The sequence below is a fragment of the Paenibacillus sp. URB8-2 genome (assembly GCF_013393385.1).
Classification (GTDB): domain Bacteria; phylum Bacillota; class Bacilli; order Paenibacillales; family Paenibacillaceae; genus Paenibacillus_AQ.
Genome location: NZ_AP023239.1, coordinates 808515 through 830342 on the forward strand (window position 1 = coordinate 808515; position 21828 = coordinate 830342).

21 protein-coding genes and 1 pseudogene are annotated in these 21828 nt (G+C 49.7%); 20 read left to right on the plus strand and 2 right to left on the minus strand.

What is annotated here, in order from left to right:
* Positions 1-10 precede the first annotated feature (10 nt).
* The 8 genes from PUR_RS03760 (at position 11) to corA (ending at position 7846) form a co-directional block, all read left to right on the plus strand.
* The gene (locus PUR_RS03760) at positions 11-1000 is read left to right on the plus strand and encodes an inorganic phosphate transporter (protein ID WP_179034092.1); all 990 of its coding nucleotides are present in this window, start codon (positions 11-13) and stop codon (positions 998-1000) included.
* A gap of 312 nt (positions 1001-1312) precedes the next feature.
* Positions 1313-2041 (plus strand): amino acid ABC transporter ATP-binding protein, encoded by a 729-nt coding sequence (locus PUR_RS03765; protein WP_179034093.1) that lies wholly within the window; start codon positions 1313-1315, stop codon positions 2039-2041.
* A gap of 30 nt (positions 2042-2071) precedes the next feature.
* Entirely contained in the window at positions 2072-2899 is an 828-nt protein-coding gene (locus tag PUR_RS03770) for a glutamate ABC transporter substrate-binding protein (RefSeq protein ID WP_179034094.1), read from the plus strand.
* A 259-nt stretch (positions 2900-3158) separates the two neighbouring features.
* Entirely contained in the window at positions 3159-3803 is a 645-nt protein-coding gene (locus PUR_RS03775) for an amino acid ABC transporter permease (protein WP_179034095.1), read from the plus strand.
* A 153-nt stretch (positions 3804-3956) separates the two neighbouring features.
* Positions 3957-4607, plus strand: a complete 651-nt coding sequence (locus PUR_RS03780; RefSeq protein ID WP_179034096.1) for an amino acid ABC transporter permease — start codon at positions 3957-3959, stop codon at positions 4605-4607.
* 96 nt (positions 4608-4703) lie between these two features.
* A complete protein-coding gene (locus PUR_RS03785) occupies positions 4704-5987 on the plus strand; it encodes an ATP-binding protein (protein ID WP_179034097.1) in 1284 nt (427 codons plus the stop codon).
* A 3-nt stretch (positions 5988-5990) separates the two neighbouring features.
* Positions 5991-6890 carry a response regulator gene (locus PUR_RS03790; protein WP_179034098.1) on the plus strand — a complete coding sequence of 300 codons (900 nt, stop codon included), beginning with the start codon at positions 5991-5993 and terminating at the stop codon, positions 6888-6890.
* The gene (corA, locus tag PUR_RS03795) at positions 6887-7846 is read left to right on the plus strand and encodes a magnesium/cobalt transporter CorA (protein WP_179034099.1); all 960 of its coding nucleotides are present in this window, start codon (positions 6887-6889) and stop codon (positions 7844-7846) included. Before PUR_RS03790 ends, corA begins: the two co-directional genes overlap by 4 nt.
* A gap of 57 nt (positions 7847-7903) precedes the next feature.
* On the opposite strand, the gene PUR_RS03800 is transcribed toward corA, so the two are convergent.
* A complete protein-coding gene (locus tag PUR_RS03800; RefSeq protein ID WP_179034100.1) occupies positions 7904-8452 on the minus strand; it encodes a tyrosine protein kinase in 549 nt (182 codons plus the stop codon).
* Between the two features lie 365 nt (positions 8453-8817).
* Here PUR_RS03800 and PUR_RS03805 point away from each other — a divergent pair, with 365 nt between their 5' ends.
* The 11 genes from PUR_RS03805 to PUR_RS03855 all read left to right on the plus strand — a co-directional run bounded on the left by PUR_RS03805 (position 8818) and on the right by PUR_RS03855 (position 20898).
* Positions 8818-9108 (plus strand): YerC/YecD family TrpR-related protein, encoded by a 291-nt coding sequence (locus PUR_RS03805; protein ID WP_025333183.1) that lies wholly within the window; start codon positions 8818-8820, stop codon positions 9106-9108.
* A 4-nt stretch (positions 9109-9112) separates the two neighbouring features.
* Positions 9113-9898: a sirohydrochlorin chelatase gene (locus tag PUR_RS03810; protein ID WP_179034101.1), complete on the plus strand. Its 786-nt coding sequence runs from the start codon at positions 9113-9115 to the stop codon at positions 9896-9898.
* A 240-nt stretch (positions 9899-10138) separates the two neighbouring features.
* Entirely contained in the window at positions 10139-11029 is an 891-nt protein-coding gene (locus PUR_RS03815; protein WP_179034102.1) for a diacylglycerol kinase, read from the plus strand.
* 69 nt (positions 11030-11098) lie between these two features.
* Entirely contained in the window at positions 11099-12673 is a 1575-nt protein-coding gene (gene rlmD / locus PUR_RS03820; RefSeq protein WP_179037728.1) for a 23S rRNA (uracil(1939)-C(5))-methyltransferase RlmD, read from the plus strand.
* Between the two features lie 200 nt (positions 12674-12873).
* The gene (locus PUR_RS03825) at positions 12874-13863 is read left to right on the plus strand and encodes a tRNA dihydrouridine synthase (protein ID WP_179037729.1); all 990 of its coding nucleotides are present in this window, start codon (positions 12874-12876) and stop codon (positions 13861-13863) included.
* Between the two features lie 101 nt (positions 13864-13964).
* Positions 13965-14534 carry an SF0329 family protein gene (locus tag PUR_RS03830; RefSeq protein WP_179037730.1) on the plus strand — a complete coding sequence of 190 codons (570 nt, stop codon included), beginning with the start codon at positions 13965-13967 and terminating at the stop codon, positions 14532-14534.
* 263 nt (positions 14535-14797) lie between these two features.
* Entirely contained in the window at positions 14798-14980 is a 183-nt protein-coding gene (locus PUR_RS03835) for a DUF3934 family protein (protein WP_179034103.1), read from the plus strand.
* An 89-nt stretch (positions 14981-15069) separates the two neighbouring features.
* Positions 15070-15360, plus strand: coding sequence for a hypothetical protein (locus PUR_RS03840; protein ID WP_165099999.1), 291 nt, complete (start codon positions 15070-15072; stop codon positions 15358-15360).
* Between the two features lie 212 nt (positions 15361-15572).
* Positions 15573-16280, plus strand: a complete 708-nt coding sequence (locus PUR_RS03845) for a nuclease-related domain-containing protein (RefSeq protein ID WP_179034104.1) — start codon at positions 15573-15575, stop codon at positions 16278-16280.
* Between the two features lie 33 nt (positions 16281-16313).
* A complete protein-coding gene (locus PUR_RS03850; RefSeq protein WP_179034105.1) occupies positions 16314-18503 on the plus strand; it encodes an McrB family protein in 2190 nt (729 codons plus the stop codon).
* The gene (locus tag PUR_RS03855; protein ID WP_179034106.1) at positions 18475-20898 is read left to right on the plus strand and encodes a restriction endonuclease-like protein; all 2424 of its coding nucleotides are present in this window, start codon (positions 18475-18477) and stop codon (positions 20896-20898) included. Before PUR_RS03850 ends, PUR_RS03855 begins: the two co-directional genes overlap by 29 nt.
* A 148-nt stretch (positions 20899-21046) precedes the next feature.
* Here PUR_RS03855 and PUR_RS03860 read toward each other — a convergent pair.
* Positions 21047-21487: pseudogene (locus PUR_RS03860) on the minus strand (FAD-binding protein); the annotation flags it as partial.
* 52 nt (positions 21488-21539) lie between these two features.
* On the opposite strand from PUR_RS03860, the gene PUR_RS03865 reads away from it, so the two are divergent.
* Positions 21540-21815, plus strand: coding sequence for a hypothetical protein (locus PUR_RS03865; protein ID WP_197970122.1), 276 nt, complete (start codon positions 21540-21542; stop codon positions 21813-21815).
* The last annotated feature ends 13 nt before the right edge of the window (positions 21816-21828 follow it).

A 21828-nucleotide genomic window follows, 5' to 3' on the forward strand; every position in this document is an offset into this window, starting at 1 on the left:
GCAAGTTACTATGGATACATCTTTATTGGTGCTAGGCATCGTCATATTTCTCGCACTCGCCTTTGACTTTATCAACGGTTTCCATGATACGGCCAACGCGATAGCAACCTCGGTCTCGACCCGGGCGCTTCCGCCGCGGACCGCGATTATTATGGCGGCATGTATGAATTTTGTCGGCGCGATTATTTTTACCGGCGTAGCCAAAAGAATCGGCGGCAGTGTAACTGATCCGACGAAACTGGATAACGGGATCGAGATCGTCATCGCGACGCTTGTGGCTGCGATTATCTGGAACCTGATAACCTGGTGGTTCGGGATTCCTTCGTCCTCTTCCCATGCGCTGATCGGAGCGCTTGCCGGAGCCGTTTACGTAGGGGCGGGCCCGGATCATATCAAATGGAGCGGATTTACGGAAATTGTCGAGGGGCTTATTTTCTCTCCGATTATCGCTTTCGTCATTGGATATATAGTCATGACCATACTCAAATGGATATTTGCAAAGCGAAGTCCGCACACCGTCAACAAAGGCTTCCGTACGATGCAGATTTTGACTGCCGCATTCCAGTCCTTCACTCACGGGACGAATGATGCGCAGAAGGCCATGGGGATCATTACGTTTGCGCTTGTGACCTCCGGCCGTCTGGATACGATGGAAGTACCCCTTTGGGTAAAAATTTCGGCGGCCACCGCCATGGCGCTTGGCACTTCGATCGGCGGCTGGAAGATCATCAAGACGATGGGCACGAAGATTTTCAAAATCGAACCGATCAACGGATTTGCCGCCGATATATCGGCCGCTTCCGTTATTTTCTCGGCGACCCTGCTGCATTTACCGGTGAGTACGACCCACGCGATTACATCCGCGATTCTCGGCGTCGGCTCGGCGAAGCGCTTTTCCGCGGTCAAATGGGGTGTGGCGGGCCGGATTATCGTCACCTGGTTTATTACGATACCGATCAGCGCCGTGCTGGCGGGCATTATTTTCAAAATTCTGTTTTAATTTCTGAAACGGCAGGCATAGAACCGGATCGACAACGTCGATTCGGTTTTTTTGTTAGAAAGTGAAATCAAGAGACTAATGTCATAAAAAGTTACAGCAATCCGATAAAAAACATTAATCAATAGAGAAAGAAAATAAAATATCGCACATTCTGCAAGGGAAATTGCGGTTTTTATGCGAAAGTCATTGTAGGAATTTGTAGTTTTTTATAGTCGTTACAGTAAGGTTGTTCTCAAGTGTTACCATAGCTGACAGAGGTCGTTTTTGAAAGATTTCGAATGTCGGACAACATAGAGCAAGGGGGGGCAGTCGTTGATCGATTTTCATAAGGTAGAGAAGCATTACGGACATTTCCATGTGCTCAAAAGCATCGATCTGCATGTGGATGAAGGGGAAGTGGTCGTCGTGGTCGGTCCGTCCGGCTCCGGCAAGAGTACGATGCTCCGCTGCATCAATCGTCTGGAGACGATCACGAGCGGAGGGCTTACCGTGAACGGCGTTGCCGTCAATGACAAGAAGACCGACATCAACAAAGTGCGGCGGGATATCGGGATGGTGTTTCAGCACTTCAATCTGTATCCGCATAAAAAAGTAATCGACAACATTACGCTGGCTCCGGTCAAGGTGCTGGGCGTATCCAAGACGGAGGCCGAAAAAACGGCCATGTATTATCTGGAGAAGGTCGGCATTGCCGACAAGGCGCAGTCCTATCCGAGTCAACTGTCCGGCGGACAGCAGCAGCGGGTGGCGATTGCCAGGGGGCTGGCGATGAAGCCGAAGATCATGCTGTTCGACGAACCGACCTCGGCGCTTGATCCGGAAATGGTCGGCGAGGTTCTTGACGTTATGCGCGCGCTGGCCAAGGAAGGCATGACGATGGTTGTCGTTACCCACGAGATGGGCTTTGCCCGCGAGGTGGCGGATCGCGTAATCTTTATGGACCAGGGACAGATCGTCGAGGAAGCCGCTCCGGAGCAGTTCTTCGCAAGTCCGCGCGAGGAGCGCACAAGGACTTTTCTAAGCCGGGTATTAAGCCATTAATATAAACAGACACTGGGGAGGAACTAGTAAATGAAAAAGAGCTGGAAGCTGTTAAGCGTAATGATGGTCGTCGCACTGTTCATACTGGCAGGATGCGGCAATAACGGCAACAATGCGGGTGGAAGCAACGCGGCTGCGGGAGAGGGCGGTCTCGCGGCAATTAAAGAGCGCGGCAAACTGCAGGTCGGCGTTAAATTCGACACGAAGCTGTTCGGTCTGAAAGATCCTTCGAGCGGCCAGGTTGAAGGCTTTGACATCGATATCTCTAAAGCGATCGCGAAGCATATTCTCGGCGACGAGAACGCGATTGAGCTGAAAGAAGTAACCTCCAAGACGCGGATTCCGATGCTGAACAACGGTGAAATCGATATGGTCGTTGCGACGATGACGATTACGGAAGAACGCAAGAAAGAGGTTGACTTCTCCGACGTCTACTTCCAAGCGGGACAATCGCTGCTGGTGAAGAAAGGCAGCCCGGTTAAAGGCATCGCCGACATTACGAAAGACTCCACAGTGCTGGGCTCCAAAGGCTCCACTTCGGTCAAAAATATTAAAGAAAAAGTTCCGGGCGTAACCGTGCTGGAATTCGACAACTATCAGGACGCTTTCACTGCACTGAAAACAGGCAAAGGCGACGCACTGACGACGGACGACGCCATTCTGTACGGTATGTCCGCTCAGGATCCGAACTATGAAGTTGTAGGCGAAACGTTCACCGACGAGCCTTACGGTATTGCCGTGCAAAAGGGCAACAGCGAAGTGGTCAAGGCCATCAACGACACATTGGCCGAGCTGAAAACGAATGGTGAATACGACAAAATTTATGAAAAATGGATCGGCAAAGCGCCGGCCAAATAAGTTTATTACCAACGAATTTCTTTGAGCGGCAGGCTCACCGTCTGATGTACATGGGGATGTACAAAGAGGGGATATATACAAAGGGACCGGCTTGAAGCCGGCAGCAGCGAAAGGATGGAACGGGCGCATTCCGCCGGCCATCCTTTCGTGCTTGTCAAAGGGCGCCCGTGAAGAGAGAGCGGGAACAATAATTGATTCGGAACGATTAAGAGCACCGGACTGTACCAATCGCTATATATGAAAAAGGCAGGTGATCAAGATGCAGTTTTCCATTTTGACGGATTATTTCGGCACTTATATGGAGGGATTTCGCGGTACGATTCTTTCCAGCTTGCTGGCGCTGGCCGGGAGCTTTCTGCTGGGTACCCTAATCGCGGTATTCCGCATTTCTACCGTAAGAGCGCTGAGATGGTTCGGGACGGGATACGTTGAGTTCATCCGAAATATTCCGCTCCTGCTCGTCGTCTATATTTTTTATTACGGCCCTTCGGCATTCGGGATGTCTCTGGACGGATTTACTGCCGGCACCATTGGCCTTACGGTGTACACGTCGGCGTTTATCGCCGAAGCGATCCGCGCAGGGATAGCGGCCGTTCCAAAAGGACAGACCGAAGCGGCGCGTTCATCGGGCCTGACCTATGTGCAGGCGATGATCCATGTCGTACTGCCGCAGGCGATCAAGCTCGTTATTCCGCCGCTGGGTAACCAGTTCATCAACCTGATCAAGAACTCGTCGGTGCTGACGATCGTGGCAGGCCTTGATCTGATGTATTTCGCGGATATCGTCAACAGCGATACGTTCCGCACGTTTGATACTTACGTATTCGTCGCGCTGTTCTATTTGGTGCTGACTCTGCCGCTCAGCTATGGCATGAGAGTATGGGAGCGCAGATTGCAGCGCTGAGTAACCCCACAAAGTGAAGAAAATGCTTCGAGGCGAAATCCGAATACTTTGCGGGGGCCCCGGAAGAGACAAAACAATCCCCACAAAGTGAAGAGAACGCTGACGGAGCGTATTCCAAGCACTTTGCGGGATGATTTGAAAGGAGGATAAACGATGGATTTTGCCGGCGCTTATTCGGCGGAAAATCTCAAGTTTCTGCTGGACGGATTGTATATTACGCTGATCGTCGCTTTTTGGGCGATTATTCTCAGCTTCTTGTTAGGCTGTATCATCGGTGTGGTCCGCTATGCGAAGGTTCCGGTATTGTCGCAGATCAGCTTCGTGTTTGTGGAATTAATCCGCAATTTACCGCTGCTGCTCATTATCTTCTTTATGCGCTTTGCGCTGCCGGAGGTCGGAATCAAGCTTGGGCTGATCACTGCGGCGGTTGCGGCGCTGACGATTTTTGAAGCGGCGATGATTTCGGAGATTGTGCGCGGCGGGCTTTCCTCGGTCGACAAAGGGCAGATTGAAGCGGGACGCTCGTCGGGGCTTACGGGAGTGCAGACGCTTTGGCATATCGTGCTTCCCCAAGGTCTCCGGCGCATGGTTCCGCCGCTGGTCAGCCAATTTATTTCTCTGCTGAAGGATACGTCGCTGGCGGTGATCATTTCTCTGGCGGAGCTGATGCACAATGCCGGAATCATTATCGGACACGGCTTCAACTATACAATTCCGACGCTGCTGCTTGTAGCGCTGATCTATTTTACGGTCAATTTCCTGCTGTCCCTGCTGTCCAAACGACTGGAAACGAAAAATGCCTGACGCCATGACGAAGTCGGTTTTCGTAGTATTTTATAGGAATTCACTGCGGTTTATGGTACTATAATGGCTAACACTTGCACGCGGGAGTATTGGCTAATGGGGCAGCCGTTTAACAGACATCCATATATTCAGATTCTGCTGGTCGCGGTCGTAACGGCGATTGCCGGGGAGTTCAAGATCAATCCCTTCGACGGCGACATCTTCAGAATCGGCCTGGGCAGCAGTGCATTTCTGCTGTTTTTGCTTTTGTTTCGGCATCTTCCCTTTATGCTCACAGGCGCGGTCACAGGCGTATTTATACTGCTGTTCCGGACGGGCCTTGATTTGGTGGGAACGGATTTAACCGTGCGGGACATTCTGGCCAGGCACTGCTCGGCAATGGTGTATTACATGGTCTTCGCGGTGCTGATGGGTGTCATCAAGGGCCGGGTGGATCGTTTCCATCCGCTGGTGCTGGGTGCCGTGGCGGCCGTCATCGACCTTCTCTCCAATGAAATGGAGCTGCTGACCCGGCTTTTGGTGCTGGGAACGACCTCGTTCCGCCTGAACGAATGGACGTATCTGATGGCGATTGCCATGCTGAGGACCTATTTTACAACCGGCCTGTACAGCAGCATATCCGTCAGCCAGCTTCGGCTGGTGCAGAAGGAACAGAACCGCCGGATGGAGCAGATGCTCGGTTTCGGTTCGGGCCTCTATGGGGAAGTGTTTTATTTGAAAAAATCGATCGGAACGCTGGAACAGGCTACGCTGGACAGCTACGAGCTGTACCGCAGCCTAAAGGACGGCCAAGATGACGCTCACAGCCGCCGGGTGCTTCATATGACGCAGCAGATCCATGAGGTGAAGAAGGATTCGCAGCGGATTCTCGCGGGTCTGACGAAGCTCGTGGACCGCGAGGTAACCGGCGATATGCCGCTGTCGGGCATTCTCCGCTTTACCGTCAAGAGCAACCAGAAGTATGCCGATATGCTGGGCAAACACATCACGTTCACCCGGCAGCTCACCTCCGATTATGCCACTGTTAGCTATATCCCTCTGCTCACGCTGCTTAACAATCTCACCGCCAATGCCGTCGAAGCGATTAAAGATAAAGGAACAATCTATCTGAATGTATACGAAAAAGAGGACATGACCGTGTTCACCGTCACCGACAGCGGAGGCGGAGTGAAAGAGCGCGACCGGGAATTGCTGTTCGAGCCGGGCTTCACGACCAAATTCGATGACGAGGGTGTGGCGGCAACGGGAATCGGCCTGTCGCATGTGCAGGACATTGTTCGTTTATTCGAAGGAGAAATTACGGTGCATAATGCACTTCACGCTGGCGGGGCCATGTTCAAGATTGCGATTCCCACAAAGAAGCTGCACAAGGAGGACTAGAGCATGCCGCTTTCTTTCTGTATTGTAGACGACGACCGGAGCGCAAGAAGGATGCTGCAGCATATTATCGAGGACAGCGGTCTTGGGGAAGTCGCGGGAACGGCCGAGGGAGGACAGGAAGGCGTCCGGTTGATTCTGGAAGAATCGCCCGACATCGTGCTGATGGATCTGCTGATGCCCGATCAGGACGGGATCGAGACGATCCGTTCCCTCCAGGCGCAGGGCTGCAAGTCCAAGTTCGTCATGATTTCGCAGATCGAGAATCAGGATATGGTCGGCCGGGCGTATGAGAGCGGCATCGAATTCTTCATCCGCAAGCCGATTAACCGGATCGAGGTGGAGACCGTGCTGCGCAGAGTGAACGAGCGCTATGCCATGAGCCGTTACCTTGATGAAATCAAATCGAGTCTGGAGAAGCTGGAGGGGCTGCAGTTCGGAGCCGCCCCGGTGATTCCTGCCCGGCGTACGGTCAAGGATGCCGTCCAACCGATTCTGATGAACATGGGAATGATCGGCGAGAGCGGCGGACGCGATATTTTGGCCATTATGGAAATCCTGATGGAGCGGGAGGATACGGGGACGCTTCCACCGCTCAAGGAGCTGTACGAAACCGTGGCCGCGCGTTACAAGGACAATAAAAGCGACATCGCCAAAGAGACGAAGGCCATCGAGCAGAGGCTGCGGCGGGCGCTGGCGACCGGGCTGACGCATCTGGCTTCCATCGGTTTGACCGATTACAGCCATCCCAAATTCGAGTATTATGCGCCGCTTTACTTTGATTTTGAAGATGTGCGAGCCAAGATGAAGGAAATCGAGCAGGGCCGGGAGTCCGGCAAGACCAAAGTGAATATCCGCAAGTTTTTGCAGGTAATGGTTCTGGAGCTTCAGGAGGGAAGGCTATGATACGGACGCTGGCGGTCACCCATCAGGGTGAAGTGCTGACTGATATGCCGCTGCGGGAGATCAGGGTAGAGGAATACAAGTGGATATGGGCGGATTTTTCGGAGCCGGCTCCGGAGGAGACGCGGCTGCTGGATACCTTTTTTCATTTTCATCCGCTGGCGATTGAGGACTGCATGCATGTGCTTCAGCGGCCGAAGCTCGATTACTATGAGGATGTGCAGTTTTTGGTGCTGCATGCGCTGAATGAATCCTCGTTGAAGGCGGAAGAGGTGGATTTATTCGTCGGCAAATCCTTCTTGGTGTCTTTTCATCTTCAGCAGCGAACAGAGCTGGATGAAGCCTGGAATCAGGTCGTGAAGGAAATCCATAACCGGAAGGGATGGTCCGGCGGTTCGATACTGGCAGCTTACACGGTGATGGACAAGCTGGTGGACAACTATTTTCCGAGCCTGTATTTGATTGAGGACGAGCTGGCGGAGCTGGACAGCAGGGGAAGCAATGAGTCCGTGGAGGAACTGATGACCCAGGTATTCGATGTTCGCGGGCGTCTCTTGAAGCTCCGCCGGACGATTGTGCCGATGCGTGATTTGATGTACAGAGTTCTCAATTCCCAGCATATTCAGAGCAATTCGGTGGAGCGTATGTATTTCGGCGATATTTACGATCATTTGCTCAAGCTGACCGATATGATCGAGGCCGACCGTGAAATGACCGCGGACCTGCGCGACAGTTACATATCGCTGAATTCGAACCGGATGAATTCCATTATGAAGACGCTGACGGTAATTACCACCATATTCATGCCCTTGACGCTGATCGCCGGCATTTACGGCATGAATTTCAATGTAATGCCCGAACTGAACACACTCTACGGCTATCCTGTAGTCTTGATGATCATGGTGCTGCTCGGCGGAGGCATGGTGCTGTGGTTTAAAAAGCGGGGCTGGTTCAACTAAATAGACGGCGGCAGCCCGCATGACGTTTTCTGCCGCCGAGCTTAAAGGCGGCGCCGCTTACTTGCGGCGCCGCTTGCCGGAGGATGAGCCTGAACGCCGCCGCCCTGAAGAGCCCGATTTGCGGCGCTTTGGGGCGGTTCTTTTTTTACGCCGGGAAGGCGCATAGGATGCGGAATCCTCTTCCGCCGCGAGCAGCCCCGCCCCGCCCTTCCCCTTACCTTTGCCTATGCTGCCCATAACCAGCTTGAACATCGGGGCCATCTGCTGAAAGCCCTGCATAACCTTCTGCACTTTGCCCATAGAACTGACGATTCCGTCAATTCCCCCCATGCGGTCGATAAGCCCCTTGATCTGATCCATATTCGCCAAATTGGCAAGTCCGCCGAGGTTCCCTAATAGTCCGCCGCCTTTGGCCGCCGTCTCCGCCGCGGCCGGAACCGCAAGCGCAGTTTCGGCCGCTTCCGCACCCAAAGGGGAGAACGCCCCTGTCGTCCCGGGTCCTGGTACCTGAACGTAATTGGAGATCCCGGGATAGGGAGAAGCATTGTACGGTTCAGTCAAAGCGCGGCTGCTCCGGTGGGAATGATTATAGTAATGATGCGGCATGATATCACATTCCTTTGTCGGTGATTTTGCTATACTGTATGTCATGGGCGAACATAAGGTATGGACGTATGCCCGGGGTAACAGGGATAGGAGCGGAAAAGGGCGGATGCCCAGCGGTCCTAGGAAATCTTGAAGAATCCTTGTCCGGCTTTGTTTTTAGCACTCTAATAGAGTAATATAGGAAGGGCGCCGTCAGAGTGGGAGAGGCGAACGGAGCACGGCAGGCATAACCGTTTTGTACGCTGTGGGTGGACATATGTCCGCCATTTTCGTTCTTTACAGCGTGAAATCGTTAATGCTTGAAAAAACTGCTCTGGTGCAATATAGTAAAAGGCAGAAAAGCCATTTTAGGGGATGATTATTTTATGCAGCTGAAGAAGCTAAACGATAAAAGTATCGATCAGTTATTCGAAGCTATTTTAACTTTAAAAAATATGGAAGAATGCTATGTTTTCTTTGATGATCTGTGCACGGTGAACGAGATCCAGTCGCTCTCCCAGCGGCTTGAGGTGGCGCGCATGCTGGGCAAGGGCTGCACATATAACCAGATCGAAGCCGAGACCGGGGCGAGCACGGCGACCATTTCGCGGGTCAAACGTTGCCTTAACTATGGAAATGACGGTTACAAGCTGACTCTGGAACGCCTGGGGCGCTAAGCGTATGAAAGCGGGCGTTCTCATCATCAGTCACGGTTCGCGCGATACGTCCTGGGTGGCGATCGTCGATGAAGCCGTTAACGGTTTATCGCTGCGGGAAGCTGTTCCCGTGGCGGTTTCTTTTTTGGAGCTGGTGGAGGGGCGCTCCATTCAGGACGGGATTGACCGGCTGGAAGAGCAGGGCGTTACGGATATTCTGGTTATCCCCCTATTCGTCTCTTCGGGCAGCACCCACGTCGATGAGATAGCCTATGCGCTTGGGGCCAAGGATGAGCCGGAAAAAGAGACCGATCTTGAGCGGTTTAGAGTAACTGCCCACATTCACTACGGCGATCCCGTCGACGACGACCCGGATATCGCGATCATGGTCTGGGATAAAATCCGGGAGCTGTCGGAAGACCCCGCCAAAGAGACCGTTCTCCTGGTCGGCCACGGGAGCGTGCATTCCGGCTTCCGCCAGCGCTGGGAGCGGGGGATGTCGTCGCTCGCGGAACGCGTCCGCCAGATTAGCGGCCTTGCGGCGGCGGATTACGCGCTGCTGAGTCTGGGCGGTGTGGGCGATAAGGTGCGATACTGGCGGGAGCAGGGACATGAGGTGCTGGTGGCGCCGATTTTTTTAAGCGAAGGTTATTTCACCAAGAATGTCATTCCAGGCAGGCTAAAAGGCTTAACCTACAAATACACAGGCAGAACGCTGCTGCCCCACCCGCTGCTGCCGCACTGGATCGCCGATCAGGTGGAGACGATGCTGAAACGGCTGCGCGGGGAAGAAACGGAAACGGGTCGATAAAGGGCCGGTAAAAGATAAGGCTTGCCTCAGTCGTCCACCGTTTTTCAGATGCATGATTTTACCCGGATTTGACATCCATCCGCGCGGAATCCATCTGCTTCGGGGTGTTCCCTGTGGGGACCGTATCGCAGCTATCCTCCCTGTGTTTTTTCTCTCCCTTCCCGCATATATTGATTGTGCCCTCCAGAATTGGGTATAATCAGTTAAGTTGTTCAATAAAGAAACGGGTGGCGTTCCGGAATGAAAACTGCAAGATTAATATATAATCCAACTTCCGGGCGGGAAGAAATGAGGAGAAGGCTTGCCGATATTCTGGACCGTCTGGACCAGGGGGGCATTGAGGCTACCTGTCATGCGACGACAGGCGAAGGCGATGCGACGGAGGCTGCGGCCGATGCGGTGAATCGCGGATACGATCTCATTATCGCGGCCGGAGGTGACGGTACGCTTAACGAGGTTGTTAACGGAATGGCCGAGAAGCCGAATCTTCCGCCGCTTGGTGTGCTTCCGCTGGGAACTACGAATGATTTTGCGCGTGCTATGGGGATTCCGAAATACTGGGAAGAATCCTGTGATCTGATCATTCAGCAGCAATCGCGCCTTATCGATCTTGGCAAGGCCAATGACCGTTATTTCATCAATATTGCCGGCGGCGGTACGCTGACCGAGTTGACATATGAAGTGCCAAGCAAGCTGAAGACAATGATGGGCCAGCTTGCCTATTATTTAAAAGGGATCGAGAAAATGGCCAGCCTGTCTCCGACGGAGCTGGTGATCCGCGCAAACGGACAGGAGCTGATCCATGACGAGTTCATGCTGTTCCTGATTGCCAACACGAATTCCGTCGGTGGCTTCGAGAAGCTTGCTCCCGATGCCCGCATCGATGACGGCCTGTTCGACGTTATTGCTCTGAAGAAGTGCAACCTTGCCGAATTAATCCGGCTCGTCAGCCTTGCGCTGCGCGGCGAGCATCTGCAGGATAAGAAGGTCGTGTATTTCCGCACGAATGAAATGGAAGTCACCTCTCCCGGCCATGTACAGCTCAACTTGGACGGAGAGCTGGGCGGCACGCTTCCGGGCCATTTCCGTATCCTGCCGCAGCATTTGCGGATATTCGCGCAGAATCCGTAAACAGCATGAAGGCGAAGTTCAATAAACAGCATGAATAATGAAGATCATGAAAGAAGTGAAACCAAGCGAATGAATAATAACCGCAGCGGCCGCCGTCACAGCCGCCGGGACAGTTCGGCGGGAGTCGCCGGACTGCCTGTAAATAAAAACGATGAGGTCGTGCTGGATATCATCGGCATGACGCATGAAGGCGAAGGGGTAGGCCGGGTAGAGGGCTATACCCTTTTTGTGCAGGGGGCGCTTCCTGGTGAGAAAGTCCGGGCTAAGGTTCTTAAGACAAAGAAGCAGTACGGATACGCCAAGCTGCTGGAGCTTGTAGAGGCAAGCGCTTCCCGCATCGCGCCGCCCTGCCCGATCTATGACCAGTGCGGCGGCTGCCAGCTCCAGCATATGGACTACGCCGCCCAGCTGAAATGGAAGCGGCAGCTTGTGGTGGACAACCTGGAGCGGATCGGGAAGCTGGATGTGGTGAAGGATGGGGCAGGAGTGCCGCTGGGCGAACGGAAGCGAATCGGAGAGCCGGGTGAGCGTGACTGTGAAGCGGACGGAGAAGTGCTGGCGGGAGCTCCGCTGGAAGGGAATGCTGCTCCGGGCGAGGTGTCCCGTCGCGGCGGTATCGTGGTGCGGCCGACGCTCGGCATGGACGAGCCCTGGCGCTACCGCAACAAGGCTCAGGTCCCGATCGGCACTGCCGACGGCGGCTTGGTCGGCGGATTCTATGCGCGTGGCAGCCACCGGATTATCGACATGGAGACCTGTCTGATTCAGCATGAGCATAATGACGAAGTCGTTCGCCGGGTCAAGGAGATCGGAAGCGAGCTTGGCATCAGCGCGTATAACGAAGAGACCGGACGCGGGCTGCTGCGGCATGTCGTTGTGAAAAAGGCGTTCCGCACGGGTGAAATGATGCTGGTGCTGGTAACCAACGGCCGGGATATCCCGCATGTTGACGCCTGGATCGGTAGCATCCGCGAGCAGCTTCCTGAAGTAGCAAGCATCTGCCAGAACGTGAACACCGAGCGGACGAACGTTATCTTCGGCGACAAGACTCGCGTATTGTGGGGCAGAGACGTTATTTATGACTATATCGGCGATGTGCAGTTCGCCATCTCCGCTCGTTCGTTCTACCAAGTGAACCCGACGCAGACCGAAGTGCTGTACGGCAAGACGGTCGAATACGCCGGACTGACCGGCCGCGAAACTGTCATCGACGCCTACTGCGGCATCGGCACGATCTCCCTGTTCCTGGCGCAGCATGCGGATCGGGTGTATGGCGTAGAAATCGTTCCTGAAGCCATCGAGGATGCACGGTCGAACGCGAAGCTTAACGATATGAACAATGTTGTGTTTGAGGTCGGCGCATCGGAAGACGTTATTCCGAACTGGAAAGAGCAGGGCATCACCGCCGACGTCATCGTCGTCGATCCCCCGCGCAAAGGATGCGATCCCCGCCTGCTAGAGACGATTCTGGAAATGAAGCCAGAGCGCGTGGTGTACGTGTCCTGCAACCCGTCGACACTGGCAAGGGATTTGCGGGTGCTGGAGGACGGAGGGTATAAGACTGTGGAAGTGCAGCCGGTGGATATGTTTCCGTGGACGGTGCATGTGGAGTCAGTGGCGTTATTAGTGCAAAAGGACAAGTAATACGGAGATCTATTGGAGGAAATAGTAAAGAGGGGAGCGTCCCCTCTTTTTTGAATATATTGGGTGAGTATGCTTCTCTCGGGGTTATGATATACTTTGCTTTTACATGCTGTAAGTGAAGAAGAAGTAAGGGCATGAACAGGTTAGTTTACCATTTCGGGATAAAGATTTGTTCTGATATTCATAGAGAGGTTTTTGATATGACAGATCATTTTTGGCGTGATTTACCACGACCTTTTTTTATACTGGCGCCCATGGAAGAAGTGACGGATGTTGTTTTTCGTCATGTCGTAAGTGAAGCAGCCAGACCGGATGTGTTTTTTACGGAGTTTGCGAATACAGAAAGTTATTGTCACCCGGAGGGGAACCATAGTGTGCGCGGGCGTTTGACTTTTACAGAGGATGAACAGCCCATTGTAGCTCATATCTGGGGAGATAAGCCGGAATACTTTCGTCAAATGAGCATCGGTATGGCGAAAGAAGGGTTTAAAGGCATCGATATTAATATGGGTTGTCCTGTAGCAAATGTAGCAGAGAATGGAAAGGGAAGCGGCCTGATCTGCCGTCCTGAAATCGCAGCGGATATCATCCAGGCCGCAAAAGCCGGGGGACTGCCTGTCAGCGTAAAAACAAGGCTCGGTTTTAGTGCCGTAGACGAATGGCGCGACTGGTTAACCCATATTTTGAAACAAGACATTGTGAATCTGTCCATTCATCTGCGGACAAGAGAGGAAATGAGCAAAGTAGATGCTCATTGGGAACTGATTCCGGAAATCAAGAAGCTTCGTGATGAGGTGGCACCAGATACACTGCTGACCATTAACGGGGATATCCCTGACCGTCAGACCGGCTTGCAGCTCGCTGAGCAATACGGTGTGGATGGTATTATGATTGGGCGCGGTATTTTTCATAATCCATTTGCTTTTGAGAAGGAGCCGAAGGATCACAGGAGTAGGGAATTGCTTGATTTGCTGCGGCTGCATCTGGATCTCCATGATCAATATTCGGCACTGGAACCACGTTCGTTCAGCCCTCTACCCCGATTTTTTAAAATATATGTCCGTGGATTTCGCGGGGCAAGTGAATTAAGAAATACCTTAATGAACACCAAGTCCACAAGTGAAGTGCGCGCGCTGCTCGATGAGTTTGCAAATAAGGAGCATGATGGGGCAGAGGAACGTGGAAAATAAAAAAAGAAACGTGAATTAGATGGAGGATCGGATGAATGGAGACGGGGACAAGCCCAGAGCCAACAAGCCTTTCCTCTGTTTTTTATATGGAGGGGGATTACATGTCCTGGAGCAAATTGAAGCAACAACTGGAGAGCTTTCTCTGTCCTGCGTTAAATGGAAGGGTAGAATACCGCGCACCGGGTTACCGCTATTTACCTGATAAATCAGGGATTTGTTATATTACGGTTAATAAAAAGAATGTACTCAATATGAGTGATAAAACGAGCTCCATCAGATGGTATCAAACGGAGCTGGAAATTAAGAATGATCCAGATATCCAAATTCCTATCAGCAACGACGACATTGAAGCGGTCAGAAAAGGTACCAAGGGGCCAGTGCCGGAGGATCGTTTAATAGTAATTGCTAGAAGCAGAAAAACATCAGAAATTGCAAAAGAGCTTTTGTCAGCACAGGCTTCATTAAGTAAATCCAATTTTATCGTTGTGGCTAATAAGTTTTTAACTACTTCTATAGAGGAGAGCATAGAGAGCAATGATATCTTACTGAACATTCTAGCTTTGGTGGACCGAAGGGTTGGGAAAAAGCGGATCGTAAACATGTCCGAGAAGATGATGTTGAAGCATCCGGCTGTGCAGTATTTCTATGAACTACGACGTAATACATTATGAAGTAAATAATTCTCACCCGCGAATGATCATAGATGGGCAAGGGACACCCGGCAAATGGACAGGGGAGTGATAATTAAGAACTCACTAATTTTAAGTAACTAATAGTTATAAATGTTAAACCGAAGACTTTATTTGATTTAATTCGTCGGCTTTTCATTTGTTGGGCCACTTGCTGCGAGGTTGTTCCCACTGAACACTCGACACAAGTGGAGAGCGTGGTGGTGTTGTCAAGAAAGTAACCTAAATCATAATGGAGTGATCATTTGAGTAAAGCTAAAGGTAAAGGTGGAACAGGCAGGGGAACAGACAAAAAAGGCTGGAATCGATGGCAGGCCAGTGCCAATCGTGAAAAAAACGTGCCCAAGCCATATAAATCCAAAGGCAAAAAAAATGCGGATAGCGAAGCAACACTCAGTCCTCGTAAGGGAAAAAAATCTACGAACTAGGCTAACGCTAAATACGAATATGTAAAATGCGATATAATAAGAATCGATAAAATAAAACTAGGGGTGGTAATCTGAAGAAACAAAAACCAATGTCATTTGACGAGCTGCTAATGGAATTGAAAGGGCAGAAAACAGTACAGGAAACTCCGGGTAATATTTCACTCGATAAACTGTTTAATGAAGCCTTTATGAGCAAACACTCCAGCTATCATAGTTTTGGAGCGTTTTTGGAGAAAGGTAATTTTCAAGCAGTGACTCAGGAGGATATACGTAATATTCCTGATGAGCTATTTGATCGCCATGTTGTAAGAGAGACGGATTTTGCCAATTGGGATTCCATGCTTAACGCGGCAAATTCAGATTATCATTTTAAGAACTGAGCTTCAGTTCATATAGGGCTGCGCCAGAAGGCTTCCGAGATTGATGGGAGTCTTTTCTTGCTGAAAATAGGACCCTATGAACACCCGTCACACTACTACGATCCAGATGATTCTGGGCTACACTCGGCTTTTTCTTTGAAGTGAAGGGTAATTTTGCCATTCTGTCGAATTAACATATTTATTGTCAAATTCACTGGAATGGAGTTCCCATCATGCTTAAGAACCTATTTTCATTTTTGAAGAAAAGCAATACTTCCACTTCCCTACAAAAGGCTAATAAGCCCAAATCGGCTAAACCCCGCCCGAAGATTGAATCCACCCGCATCGGTGAGCTTGGCGAACACAAGATCAACATCCAACTGGACCAGCTACCCAAAGAGTGCAAATCGTTGAACGATTTACTCATTCGCAATCCCAAGTCGCGCACTGGTTACTCCCAAATCGATCATCTCGTGATCTCCCCCTATTGCCTGTTCGTTATTGAAACGAAGAACTACAACGGTGAAATCAAAGGTGGGCGTTCCGATAAACAATGGACGGTGAGCAACCGTTATAAAATGTATAATCCACTCAAGCAAAACTACGGTCATATTAAGGCGATTGAGAATTTGCTGAAGGGTGTCCCTACTGTGAGGTTCATTTCGATGATTTCGTTCACGATGAGATGCCGATTTAGTATAGATCCAGATCTTCGCAAAATTCATTCGGACGAGCTTATCGTCTATGATGTGGAACTGAGCGAGTTCATTTCCAGAAAGCTGCTTCGTTTGAAGACAGAAAATCCCGAGCCTCTATTTACTCAGGAACAGGTCCAAGAAATCTATGACCAACTGCTTCAGGCTAATATCATCGATCCAGAGATTCGTAAACTTCATGTAGAGAAGATAACAGCGAACCAAGGGAAAGCAGCCACGAAATAATCAATATTATTTGTATTAGAGGAGTTATCTGAAATGATCAAACAACTAAGAAGTTGGTGGAAGGATACAGAGATACCTGACCTAATCGGTCGGAAGAAAGTAGACTTTTCCATCTTTCGTGATGGTACACATATTCCAGTAGAGTTTCACTCGGATTTTTTGGAGGCCAATCAAGGGCAACAGCCGAACTTAGGTGAAGGCCGGAAGGTTAAATTGATATACGAAGATCGTAGTTTTGAAGCCACATTATTTAAGATTGATCAAGTATCTGCTGGTCGAGAAGCCCTACAGTTGCGCTATAACGGGAATCAACCGTTGAAGGATTTTTTAGCCCAAACATTCTCTCATTCATACTCCTACATTATGCAAGAAAGAACGAATCAACAAGCAGGGGAGGCGAAAAAGCCACAAGTTGTCATACCGGAGGATAAAGCTGAGTACATAGATTTCTTTGCGATGGGAGTACCTTACGAATACCGTTTAGAATTCTTAACCTATCAAGCGAAACCTAATGTCTGGTGGGTCAATCAAGGGTCAACCATCCAGGCGGAAAAGAAAGAGGGAATTCTTTGGGCACCTTTAGTAAATTCACAAGGCCGAAAGCTATACCATTGGGAAACCATGAAGGAAGTCAAACAAGGAGATATCATCCTTCATTATTCGAATAAAGCCATTCGCTACGTAAGTCAGGTAACGGATGCCGCGATAGATGCCCCGAAGCCAGGGTCCATGGCCAATACGAACTGGCAAGAAGAAGGCCGATTAGTTCGAACTGAGTATGAGGAGCTTGTTCCTCCTATTATGCTTCAACAGTTTAATCAGCAAATCATGCGACTGAATATTACCCAAGGTCCGCTACATTCTGGTGGCGGGGTTAATCAAGGATATTTGTTCCGTTTCTCAAGACAAGGTCTTCACATTCTTCAGTCGCTCACACCAGACGTGAATTGGCCTGATTTCACAATCCTAGATCAAGATGAGTCTACTTCCTCTTCGGAGAGCTCACATGAGGTGATTCCTATTCTGCCGCCGCCAGATTCTAGTATTTCAACATTCCTTCACCAAATTCAATCCTACATCAAGCAAAAAGGCTTCTTTTTCCCTGAACACCTTATTGAGAACTTCTACCTCTCCCTTAAAACCAAGCCCTTTGTCATCTTGGCAGGGATATCGGGTACGGGGAAGACTCGTCTGGTTAAGCTTTTTGCTGAAGCTCTTGGAGCAACGGGGGATAATGGTCAGTTTACTTTAATTCCTGTCCGGCCGGATTGGAGCGATCCTTCTGATCTGCTCGGATATAAAGACCTTTCGGGCAGGTTCAAACCCGGTCCTCTTACCGAAGTGTTAGTTGAGGCAAGAAAGCCGGAGAACCAGCATAGGCCTTATTTTATCTGCCTAGATGAAATGAACTTGGCTCGGGTGGAGCATTATTTTAGCGACCTGTTAAGTGTGTTGGAAACGCAGGATTGGCAGGAAGGAAAGATTCGAACGCAAGGTCTCTTATCTCCCACAATGCTCGATACACTTGAGGATCAAGCGAAGTATGGGAACCTTTCTATACCGGAGAATGTCTTCTTGATTGGAACGGTTAACATGGATGAAACCACGCATCCTTTTAGCAAAAAAGTTCTGGATCGAGCCAATACACTGGAGTTCAATTATATCAATCTTGAGCAGTATCCGGAGTTAAATGAGTCGGAAAATCTGAGTGATCCCTCTGATCTTTCAGAACTGAATCACCTTTTTCTGCGATCGGATTATTTGCAGTTGATTGACGCTTACGATACCAATAAAGAGTTGATTATTCGTACTACGGAAAGATTAGTTAAGATCAATACATTACTTGAGGACATCCACGCTAATGTAGGCTTTCGGGTACGTGATGCGATTTGCTTCTATATGATCTACAACGAACGGTACAAGCTCATAAGTGAAGAAGAGGCCTTTGATTGGCAGTTGCTTCAAAAGATTTTGCCGCGAATCCAGGGGAGTCACTCATCGGTTCGTCGAGTTTTGTTGAACTTGATTAAAGGAGCACTAGGCAATGGGAGTGGCGTTACTGTAAATATTCAAGAGTTAATGGAGGACGCCTCCCCGCTGTACTCGAGATGGAACGCAGGTCAAACCCCACCCATGGCTAAGCATCCGCAAAGTGCACGCAAATTGGCTTTTATGCTTAGGAGGCTGGAGGAAGATGGATTTACCTCATACTGGCTCTCTTAATCAGGCGGTTGAATTGCTTCGTGTAGACACGGAGCTTTTTACACTATACCTTCAAGGCCGTCCTTATCATCCTACAGTGGAGACGCTACAGCTTCATCGGTCCTCCGAACAGGAGTGGGTGAACGCTCAGCTTGGTCTCTTTTGTTCCGAAAAAGCTGGTGAAGCTCAGATTAAAGTCTTTTCGCCGAATGTAGGAAGGATGGTGGAGTGGCAGCCGGGAGAGTCTACCTTTCCTTGCTTTTATGAGACTCAATCGTATGAGTTGGTTATTCAGAAGAAGGCTCCTGGCAGCCTTTCCTTTTATCATGAAAATGTATTGCTTCGGCAAGCCATCAAACCTTTAGGCGAGTCTATTCTTGCGGGTGTTCTTAATTTTGGGAATGAAGTCGGCCTAACAGAATGGGAAATACGAAGTGAAGGGCAGACCTTGCTACGGGTTGAAATGGAGATTTTCCCCTCTAAGATGGATTATAAGCAGGATTATCAGAATATTTTGAATGAAGTGAATGAGCAGATTTACAATCTAGCGTTTGATTTTTTGCGTAAAACCTACCAAATGACAGGCCTTCGGGAGACGCAGCATCAGAGTTTGACGGAGTTTTTTACTATATTACAGCATGTATTTAGGCAGCTATTGGATGCAGTTGAGCGAATTAAAAACAATCCCAATCACGCACTTCTTCAAGATCGCCGTTTAGTTGACGCCAATCGAGTAAAGAAAGCAGGAAGAGAGAATATCCGGGAGTTGACGAAGCATCCTGAACGAATAAGAGAAGACTTGACCTATGGATTCCTGTCTATCGGAGATCGAAAATACACAGCTACTCATTTAATGGAGACGCGTAGACGTCTCTCCTATGATACTAATGAGAACCGGTTCATCCGGTGGATGCTGGAACGAATTCATACCAAGCTGAAGGAACTGAAGGGCCGCTGGAAGGGAAAAAGCCGCACTCAAGACCCGTTTCTAATGAAGAGGATCGACACGATGATCGCCCAGTTGGAGCGGTTAATGAAGGTGGATTTTTTGCGAGAGGTCGGGGCACTGAAACAGATGTCCGTTACGCTTGTTCTCCAAATGGCACCGGGATATCGGGAAGTGTATCGGTGTTATTTAATGCTCTTAAAAGGATTATCCATTCAGAGTGATTTATTCCGCTTATCCATGAAGGATGTGGCTCAGCTCTATGAGTATTGGTGCTTTTTGAAGCTGAATCAATTGCTAGGACAGAAGTATAGGCTTGTTAAGCAGGACATCATTAAGGTTAATCGAAATGGGATTTTCGTGACCTTAGATCGCTCGCGGAGTGCGCAGATGGTTTATGAGAATCCTACGAACGGAGAGCAGTTTATTTTGTACTATAATGCGATTCCTAGCTCGGAACAGACCCCGACTCTGAGTCAGCGTCCGGATAATGTCCTTACTCTGAAGAAGAAGGATGCTGGCGAAGTAAAAGAATACAAGTATGTGTTCGATGCGAAATACCGACTGAATCCAGCGTATGAGGGAACCCCCTACCACAAAGTTTACGGCCAGCCTGGACCTGAAGAAGACGATATCAATACGATGCACAGGTACCGAGACGCCATTGTCTATCAGGAGAAAGGCTCAGGGGAATATGAACGAAGCATGTTTGGTGCCTACGTGTTATTTCCTTATCCTGACGAAGAGCGGTTCAAGAGCCACCGTTTCTATAAAAGTATCGAACTTTTGAATATTGGAGCACTGCCCTTTTTGCCTAACTCTACAAGCTTGGTGGAGCAATTCTTAGACGAAATTATCCAAGATAGTCCGGAAAAAGCCTTTGAACGATCAACACGTCCACGTGGAACTAAAGAATACTACACCAATAAGCTTACAGGTAAAAATGTATTGGTTGGTTCCGTTCGAGGACCCGAACAAGTAGAGATAGCCTTAAAGCATTCCTTCTACCACGTGCCAATAGAGAATCTTTCTGACGAAAAGTTACTGACCCAAATCGAATATGTTGCTATGTGCCAATCCAGAAGAAAGTTTTATGATCCTGCTAAAACGGGGATTCACTGGGTAGGTAAAGTGGTGGATTGGAAGGTGCTGCGGCGTAAAGAGATAAGGGAAATCCCTTCTAAGCCCGATAAGGAAGATAAACCTTACGTGAGATTTACGGTTGAGAAATGGATGAGGAGAGAAACCCCCATCGCGTTAGGAGGACAAGGGATATACACGGTCTTGTTTACGAGTAAGTATATTCTAGATCGAGCACTTGAAATCGCTGAGCTTCGCCTAGAAACGGAGGAAGACCTTCGTGAATGGCGTGAGAAGCGCAGAAAGGGTAGGGTTAAAGTTAAATTAGACCATGATCAGTTCGTGGATTTAGGGAAGGTAGTGGAGGTTAAATATTCGCAAAGCGATTAAAAGAGGCGAGAGGGACGCCATGAAGATCTATTTTACGGTGATAAGTTTCGGCAGCCTCTATCCACGAAAAAAACAAACCGCTTGGACCTTGTGGCCCAAGCGGTTACTTTTTTTCCAATAACACTATATAGCGAATCTTATTGTCTCTTTACTTTACAAACTCAGCCGCTTTAATACCTGCCTGGCGGCCGAAAATAATGATTTCGGCTACGGAGTTGCCGCCGATGCGGTTTTGGCCGTGCAGGCCGCCGGTGACTTCGCCTGCGGCGAAAAGGCCCGGGATCGGTTTGCCTTCTTTGTTCAGCACTTCGGTGTTCGTGTTGATTTTTACGCCGCCCATGGTGTAGTGGACTCCGGGGCCGATCTTGATGGCGTAGTATGGCGCTGCGGACAGGTCGTTGTCCATTCCTGTGGTTCTGCCGAATTCAGCATCTTTTTTATTTTTCACGCTGCTGTTCCAGGTGCCCAGTGTCGCTTTCAGCTGATCCGCCGGAACGTTGATTTCTTTGGCCAGGGCTTCGATGGTGTCGGCTGTTTTCACAAAGCCCATTTTTTCATACTGCTGAATTGCTTTAGCGCGGGATTTTACATGGAAAAAGTTCTGCTGCTATGACGACTATAGAACCCCAACATCATTTGCTTTGGAACTGCTTAAGACATATCCGGGCAGTAATTTTGTTGTAGATGCAAGAAACGGATTTGAAGATGAACAAGAAGATGTGGAATGGGGATTTTTCGTGCTGCTTCCGGCTATGGCCAATACAGATTGCAAACATGTTGTATTCATCTTGAATGAAGTTACCGAAATCGAAGACGAGATGGATATGTGGACAAAAGAATTCTTGAAGTATTTTACAGCGAAGAGAGTTGAAAGTTATGAAGATGCAGTCAAGTTTGGCTTTGAAGTCAGTAAATAGCGATAGTTTAAAC

Coding starts and splice junctions, on each gene's coding strand:
- PUR_RS03770 (WP_179034094.1), top strand. CDS start 2,072: ATGAAAAAGAGCTGGAAGCTGTTAAGCGTAATGATGGTCGTCGCACTG.
- PUR_RS03850 (WP_179034105.1), top strand. CDS start 16,314: ATGATCAAACAACTAAGAAGTTGGTGGAAGGATACAGAGATACCTGAC.
- PUR_RS03810 (WP_179034101.1), top strand. CDS start 9,113: ATGAAAGCGGGCGTTCTCATCATCAGTCACGGTTCGCGCGATACGTCC.
- PUR_RS03790 (WP_179034098.1), top strand. CDS start 5,991: ATGCCGCTTTCTTTCTGTATTGTAGACGACGACCGGAGCGCAAGAAGG.
- PUR_RS03775 (WP_179034095.1), top strand. CDS start 3,159: ATGCAGTTTTCCATTTTGACGGATTATTTCGGCACTTATATGGAGGGA.
- PUR_RS03830 (WP_179037730.1), top strand. CDS start 13,965: ATGTCCTGGAGCAAATTGAAGCAACAACTGGAGAGCTTTCTCTGTCCT.
- PUR_RS03815 (WP_179034102.1), top strand. CDS start 10,139: ATGAAAACTGCAAGATTAATATATAATCCAACTTCCGGGCGGGAAGAA.
- corA (WP_179034099.1), top strand. CDS start 6,887: ATGATACGGACGCTGGCGGTCACCCATCAGGGTGAAGTGCTGACTGAT.
- PUR_RS03760 (WP_179034092.1), top strand. CDS start 11: ATGGATACATCTTTATTGGTGCTAGGCATCGTCATATTTCTCGCACTC.
- PUR_RS03840 (WP_165099999.1), top strand. CDS start 15,070: ATGTCATTTGACGAGCTGCTAATGGAATTGAAAGGGCAGAAAACAGTA.
- PUR_RS03785 (WP_179034097.1), top strand. CDS start 4,704: ATGGGGCAGCCGTTTAACAGACATCCATATATTCAGATTCTGCTGGTC.
- PUR_RS03805 (WP_025333183.1), top strand. CDS start 8,818: ATGCAGCTGAAGAAGCTAAACGATAAAAGTATCGATCAGTTATTCGAA.
- PUR_RS03825 (WP_179037729.1), top strand. CDS start 12,874: ATGACAGATCATTTTTGGCGTGATTTACCACGACCTTTTTTTATACTG.
- PUR_RS03845 (WP_179034104.1), top strand. CDS start 15,573: ATGCTTAAGAACCTATTTTCATTTTTGAAGAAAAGCAATACTTCCACT.
- PUR_RS03800 (WP_179034100.1), bottom strand. CDS start 8,452: ATGCCGCATCATTACTATAATCATTCCCACCGGAGCAGCCGCGCTTTG.
- rlmD (WP_179037728.1), top strand. CDS start 11,099: ATGAATAATAACCGCAGCGGCCGCCGTCACAGCCGCCGGGACAGTTCG.
- PUR_RS03855 (WP_179034106.1), top strand. CDS start 18,475: ATGGATTTACCTCATACTGGCTCTCTTAATCAGGCGGTTGAATTGCTT.
- PUR_RS03780 (WP_179034096.1), top strand. CDS start 3,957: ATGGATTTTGCCGGCGCTTATTCGGCGGAAAATCTCAAGTTTCTGCTG.